The 5986-nt window shown below is 64.4% G+C and carries 6 protein-coding genes; 5 read left to right on the forward strand and 1 reads right to left on the reverse strand.

Annotated features, from left to right (window positions below; genetic code table 11):
* Window positions 1-294: 294 nt before the first annotated feature.
* Complete coding sequence (locus BN1127_RS10920; protein ID WP_042649468.1) at window positions 295-2214, forward strand: EAL domain-containing protein; 1920 nt, start codon at window positions 295-297, stop codon at window positions 2212-2214.
* Window positions 2215-2273: 59 nt separating this feature from the next.
* Here the strand turns inward: BN1127_RS10920 and BN1127_RS10925 are convergent, their stop codons facing one another.
* Window positions 2274-3194 (reverse strand): 1-aminocyclopropane-1-carboxylate deaminase/D-cysteine desulfhydrase, encoded by a 921-nt coding sequence (locus BN1127_RS10925; RefSeq protein ID WP_042649469.1) that lies wholly within the window; start codon window positions 3192-3194, stop codon window positions 2274-2276.
* Window positions 3195-3290: 96 nt separating this feature from the next.
* Between BN1127_RS10925 and BN1127_RS10930 the strand changes: the two genes are divergently transcribed.
* From BN1127_RS10930 to BN1127_RS10945, 4 genes are all read left to right on the forward strand, one after another.
* Entirely contained in the window at window positions 3291-4154 is an 864-nt protein-coding gene (locus tag BN1127_RS10930) for a hypothetical protein (protein WP_042649470.1), read from the forward strand.
* A gap of 109 nt (window positions 4155-4263) precedes the next feature.
* Window positions 4264-4857, forward strand: a complete 594-nt coding sequence (locus BN1127_RS10935; protein ID WP_042649471.1) for a PilN domain-containing protein — start codon at window positions 4264-4266, stop codon at window positions 4855-4857.
* The gene (locus BN1127_RS10940) at window positions 4857-5504 is read left to right on the forward strand and encodes a type IV pilus inner membrane component PilO (protein WP_042649473.1); all 648 of its coding nucleotides are present in this window, start codon (window positions 4857-4859) and stop codon (window positions 5502-5504) included. The genes BN1127_RS10935 and BN1127_RS10940 overlap by 1 nt, the downstream gene beginning before the upstream one ends.
* Window positions 5497-5811: a SctD/MshK family protein gene (locus BN1127_RS10945; protein WP_042649472.1), complete on the forward strand. Its 315-nt coding sequence runs from the start codon at window positions 5497-5499 to the stop codon at window positions 5809-5811. Before BN1127_RS10940 ends, BN1127_RS10945 begins: the two co-directional genes overlap by 8 nt.
* The last annotated feature ends 175 nt before the right edge of the window (window positions 5812-5986 follow it).

The following is a 5986-nucleotide window of genomic DNA, read 5'->3' on the forward strand; positions in this document are numbered from 1 at the left end:
TCAGGTGCGGAATGACGGTTCAATACTCCTGTATCTATTTTTGTCAGTAGCACAGAGTGTTAGTTTTGATATGAGTGTTTCTTTTGGTCCCCGCAGTGGGACCATTTTTCTGCCCGCCGTTCGGCCGGTTGCCCGATTTTCTCCTCTCCCGAGTCCCCCCGTACGAGTGACCCACACCCGGGCATGAGCGGCCACCGCGCTTATTTGCAGAAGCGGGATCTTCATCCATAGGCGGGGTTTGGCCAAGGCTGATACCATGAAGCTCTATGGATGCTGTCGGCTACGGAAAGGCACATGAAACTGACCACTCAACTCGTCTCCTTTATTACCCTGTGCGTGATCGCGGCCATGGCCGTGGTGATGCTGGGCGGGGTATTCAGTTTCCGCCAGATGGGGATGGAGCTGCAGCAGAACCGGGTCGACTCCCTGGTGGAGATCATCGACAAGCAACTGGGAGTGACCGACGATCAGCAGGCCTTGGCCCGCTGGCTGCCCTCCCTGCTGCGGGCTTCCCACGTGGTCGAGCTGGAGATCCGCCAGGACAGGCAGCGGGTCTACTGGTTTCGCGACGTACAGCAACAGACCGACGAGAGTCTGCTGATCCCCTACAGCAAACCCATTCCCAATCAGGTCGGCATGCAGGCCGAGTTCAAGCTGGACAGGCCGTTCAAGGAGTTCGAGTACTCCATACAGGCCATGTTCGGCATCTCCCTCGGGGTCTTCATCGTGGTATTTGGTCTCTGGTATTCCATCCGCTGGTTGCGACAGCAGCTGCGTGGTGCCGAGCTGCTGGCGGAGCGGGCCCAATTGATCCTGGATGGCAAACTCACCAAGCTGGCCCATGATCCCGCCGACGAATGGCCCCTCCCCGCCAGCCAGGCGCTCACCCATCTGCTGGCCGAGCTGGCCGATGCCCGCAAGGAGCGCAGCCGGTTCGACAACTTCATCCGCAGCAACGCCTTCGTCGACAAGACCACCGGCATTGGCAACCGCCTCTTCTTCGACAACCGGCTGGAAAACGCCATCATGGAGGCGAGCGTGATCAGTGGTGGTGTCCTGCTGATCGAGCTGGCCGGGCTGGAGGAGCTGGATCCCGAACTGAGCGGGCGCCCGAGTCAGGATCTGCTGATGGAGGCAAGTGCCTCCATCGGTACCTTCGTGCGCAAGCACAGCGGTGCCCTGCAGGCCCGCTACGCCGGTCAGGTCTTTGCCGTGCTGCTGCCCAACATGTCCGAGAGCGAGATGGTGGACGGCGCCAGTCAGTTGCTCAAGAGCCTGCAGCGCCTGCACTGGCCCGAGTCGGTCAATCTGGACACGGCCGTCTATCTCGGTGCCGTTTGTTATCAGGCCGAGGACTCCCTGCTCAAGGTGCAGGAAGAGGCCGAGCTGGCGCTCAAGAGTGCGCGCCTGCAGGGTCACAGCGGCTGGTTCCTCTACGAGAAGTCGCTGGACGAGGAGGCGAGCAACAAGGGGACGGTGCGCTGGCGCACCCTGATCAACCGCCGCATCGAGGAGCGGGGGATCTCCTTCTATCTGCAACCGGTGCAGCAGGAGCGGGATCAGGTGGTGCTGCAACAGGAGCTGCTGATCCGCATTCATGACGAGCAGGGGCGGGAGTTGCAGGCAGGAGTCTTCATGCCCATGGCGGAGAAGGCTGGCCTGCTGCTGCCGTTGGACCGGCTGGTGGTCGCCCAGACCCTTCGCCTGCTGCGCCAGCGGCCGGAGTCGAGCTGCCCCGTCTGCCTGTCGCTCAGTGCCCAGAACCTGCTCAATCGCGAGTTCCAGCGGGATCTTTTCTTCGAGCTGTTCCAACTGCCGCGCAGCCTCAATGAGGGGTTGATCCTGCAGTTGTCGGAGTCTCAGGTGACCCGCCACTACGAGGCGCTCAAGCGGCCACTGCGGGCGCTGCGCATGTTGGGATGCCGGCTGGCCATCGATCACGCGGGCCAGGATGTGGTGAGCACTCAGTACATCAAGGAGTTCGAGATCAGCTTCCTCAAGCTGCACCCCAGCCTGGTGCGGGAGATCCACCTGCGACAGGTCAACCAGATGGCGGTGCGCAGCCTGGTGGGTGGTTGCGCCAATACCCAGACCCGGGTGATTGCTGTCGGGGTGGAGAGCGGCGACGAGTGGAAGATGCTGCGTCATCTCGGCGTGCACGCGGGCCAGGGGCCCTGGTTCGCCGAGCCACAGCGGCTGATCATGCCCGCCTGACGGGCCCGCCTGGTTCAGTGGTGGCCCGCCTCCTCTCCGGGCCCCTTAATCGCCCTGGTCTAGAGCCTGCCCTGCTCCTTGAGGCCCGCCAGCCCCTGCAGGCCCCCGGTGTGGATGAAGACCACCTCGCTGCCGCGGGGGATGCGCCCGGCGGCCAGTTCCCGGAACAGCCCCCACATCGCCTTGCCGCTGTAGATGGGCTCGAGCGGCAGCCCGGTGTGGGCGCTGAAGGCCTGTACCCACTGCCACAGGGCCGGACTGAACCTGGCATAGCCGCCGTCGTGATGATCCAGCGCGATGCGCCAGCCATCGGTGATGGCCGCCGCAGGATAGAGCCGGCACACTTCGTTGGCGATGAAGCCACCCCCCTTGAGCACGGCGATGGCGAGGATCTGCTCCCGTGCCCGCTTGCCCGCGATGAGCCCCGCCAGGGTGCCACCGCTGGCGCAGGGCAGCACCCAGAGATCCGGCGAGAAGGGCACCTCGGCCACCAGCTCGGCGACTCCGGGGATGGCGAGCGGGCTGCTCCCCCCCTCCGGCACTATCAGGGTGTCAGGTGCCGCGAACTGGGCCAGCCAGTCGGGATCCTGGCGGCGCCGGTAGCTCTGGCGGTCCACAAAAACGAGATCCATGCCCCAGCCTTTGGCCGCGCTCAGGGTTGCGTTGCTGACGCTGTCAGCCTCACCGCGTATGATGCCGGTGGTGCGCAGCCCGGACCTGAGGCCGGCCGCCGCCAGGGCGTGAATGTGATTGGAGTAGGCGCCCCCAAACGACAGCAGGTGGGTCTTGCCCTGCGCCCGAGCCTGTTGCAGGTGGTACTTGAGCTTGCGCCACTTGTTGCCGGAGAGGGTCGGGTGGATCAGGTCATCCCGCTTGCACCAGAGCCGCACGCCGTGGGCATCCAGCAGAGGGTGGTGGACAGGGTGCAGGGGGGAGGGGATCTGAGCGGGTTCCAGTGGCGCATCCCAGGGGGAGGTCATCTTGGCCGTCAATGCATCGTTTGTCATAAAGTTGGAGGCTAATGGCCTGTTTATGTTAAGGTTTAGTCCGTTTCATGCAGTCAGGTCCAGGTCTCGATGAAGTCACTTTTCCGACGTTCGCACCCCAGCCCTCAGGTGGGACTCCTGCTGGCCAACGATCGCATCCTGCTGGCTTGTGTGGAACCCGTCCCGATCTTTACCAGTCGCGCCATCCATGGTCCTCACGACTGGCCCAGGGCCATGGGGGAGCTGTTTGCCCAGCATGGCCTGGCCAAGTCTAAGGTGCGGGTGGCCCTGGCCGCCAGCCTTTATCAGCAGATCCAGATAGACAAGCCCGCCGTGCCCGATGCCGAGATGGCGGGGGCCCTGCCCTGGGCCATCAAGGATTTCGTCAACGAACCCGTGTTGCAGCTCGCCATGGACTATGTGGACCTGCCGACGCCCCCTGCGGGTCGGCCGCGCATCAACGTGATCTGCGTGCCCAAAGCGCGGGTGCAGCAACTGGCGGATGCGGTCAACGGCGTGGGGACTCTGGAGGCCATCGTCAGCGACGAGTTGGCCATGACGGCCCTCTACGAGGCGGATCAGACGGTGCGCATGCTGCTCTGGCAGCCGAGGGGACAGGAGTTGCAACTGCTGGTCTTTCATCGGGGAGGGCTCTGCTTCTCCCGTCAGTTCCGCGGGTTCGCCAGCCTCACCGGTACCCATGAGCCCGATCAGGAGATGCTCGACGGGCTGGCGCTGGAGATCCAGCGCTCCCTCGACTACCTGGCGGGTCATCTCAAGCTGCCGGAGCCGGGCCAGTTGCAACTCGCCATCGCCTCCTCCGCCATCGGTTTGCTGGTCCGCCACCTGGAACAGGTCTTCGGTTTCCCGGTCTCCGCCATGGCCAACAAGGCGGTGCTGGCCGGTGTCGAATACCTCTGTGCCTATGGTGCGGCCCTGGGAGGTGAACGATGAACCGGGTTGCTGACGTCATCCTTCACTCCTCCATGGCCAACAAGACCCAGTGGCAGGCCGGTGTCGAATACCTCTGCGCTTACGGCGCCGCCCTGGGCAGGAGCGAAGGATGAAACACCATATCAATCTCTATGGCGCCGAATTCAGGCCAAGGCGCCTGTGGGCCAGCCTCAATCAGATGGCCCTGGTCTGGGGCGGTTGCCTGCTGCTGCTGGTCGTGGCCACCTTTTTCTATGGCTGGCAACAGCGGGGTGTCGATCGTGAGCTGGCCCAGGTGCGTGCGCTGCTTGATGTGCAGCGCGGCGAGGCAACACGGCTCGATGCCGCGCTGGCGCGCCATCGGGCAGATGGTCAGCTGCAACAGCAGCTGGTCGACAAGCGCGAGGAGCTGGCTGCCAAGCAGGCGCTGATACGCCAGCTCGGCAGCCTCTCCCTGCAAAAATCCCAGGGCTACGCCGGCGTGATGGCGGATCTGGCCCGTCTGCGGGATGCCCGCCTCTCCCTGCAACGGATCGAGATAAGTGACGGGCGCATCAACCTCTCCGGGGTGGCCGAACGCAGCCAGGATGTCCCCGCCTGGGTGAACCGCTTCAAGCAGACCCCGTCCCTGGCGGGCAAGCAGTTTGGCGAGCTGACCCTGAGCCGGGACAAGGCTGGCCAGCTGGCCTTTCAGCTTAGCGGCATAGCACGGGAGACCCCATGATGGAGATGAAAGCACAGTGGCTGGCCTGGGCACAGCGTGTGGCCGCCCTCAGCCTGCGTGAGCGGGTCTTGATCCTGCTGACGGGCATCATCCTGCTGGGGGCTGCCGGGATCTACGGCTGGCTGGATGCCGCCGATACCCGCCTGAGCCAGGAACGGCAGGCGCTGACGGCGGCGCAGCGGGATCTGGAGATCCTGACCCTGGAGAACCAGGGCAAGCAGGCCCGGCTGGGGCGGGATCCCAACGCCCAGGTGCGCCAGCAGCTGGCTAGCGTTGAGGCGTCCCTCGGCCGGCTGGACGCAGAGCTCAAGGCCCAGACGGTGGATCTGATCCCGGCCCACGAGATGCCGGCCGTGCTGGAGGCCCTGTTGTCTCGCTCCGCCAACCTGCATATGCTGGCGCTCACCTCCCTCAAGCCCGAGCCGCTGATGGCTGGCGAGCAGAAGGCCAACCTGTTCAAGCACGGGATCCGGCTCCAGCTGGAGGGGGGCTATTTCGATGTCTACCGGTACCTGAAGGCGCTGGAAGCCCTGCCTCGCCACTTCTACTGGAAAGGGTTCGACTACAGGGTGGTCGAGCCCCCCAAGGCGGCGGTGGAGATGGAGATCTACACCCTGAGTACCAGCAAGGAGTTCATTCGTGGCTAAGTGGCTGACATTGTTGTGCTGCCTGCTGGGCCCGCTGGCCCAGGCAGAGGTGTTGCAGGACCCGACCGCCCCCCTGGCCGGCAGCGGCGCGGCGGCGAGCCCGAGCAAGGACGCCGGTCTGCCCAGGTTGCAGAGCGTCATCCTGGGCAACGGACCGGCGCTGGCGGTGCTCAACGGTCAGAGCTATCGGGTGGGCCAGCGGATCGACGGTTTTCTGCTGGTGGGCATCAGCGCCGATGCCGTGGTACTGGAGAAAGCGGGCAAGCGTCAGACACTGACCCTGTTTGGCAGCAAGATCCGGATGTGAAGTCGGTTCCGCGCGGGATGCTGCGGGCCAGGTTTGTCGAGTTTCATTGCGAGTCAGGTGCACCAATAACATGAAAAAACACCATTTTTGTCTGCTTCCCCTCGCATTGGCGGTGGCGGCTTGTACCAGCTACCAGCACCCCGAACCGGTGCAGGCCCAGGGCGGGAGCACACTT

Source organism: Aeromonas media (assembly GCF_000819985.1).
Classification (GTDB): domain Bacteria; phylum Pseudomonadota; class Gammaproteobacteria; order Enterobacterales; family Aeromonadaceae; genus Aeromonas; species Aeromonas media.

Excerpts from the sequence above, each read along its gene's own strand:
- BN1127_RS10920 (WP_042649468.1), top strand. The coding sequence starts at position 295 with ATGAAACTGACCACTCAACTCGTCTCCTTTATTACCCTGTGCGTGATC.
- BN1127_RS10935 (WP_042649471.1), top strand. The coding sequence starts at position 4,264 with ATGAAACACCATATCAATCTCTATGGCGCCGAATTCAGGCCAAGGCGC.
- BN1127_RS10925 (WP_042649469.1), bottom strand. The coding sequence starts at position 3,194 with ATGACCTCCCCCTGGGATGCGCCACTGGAACCCGCTCAGATCCCCTCC.
- BN1127_RS10940 (WP_042649473.1), top strand. The coding sequence starts at position 4,857 with ATGGAGATGAAAGCACAGTGGCTGGCCTGGGCACAGCGTGTGGCCGCC.
- BN1127_RS10930 (WP_042649470.1), top strand. The coding sequence starts at position 3,291 with ATGAAGTCACTTTTCCGACGTTCGCACCCCAGCCCTCAGGTGGGACTC.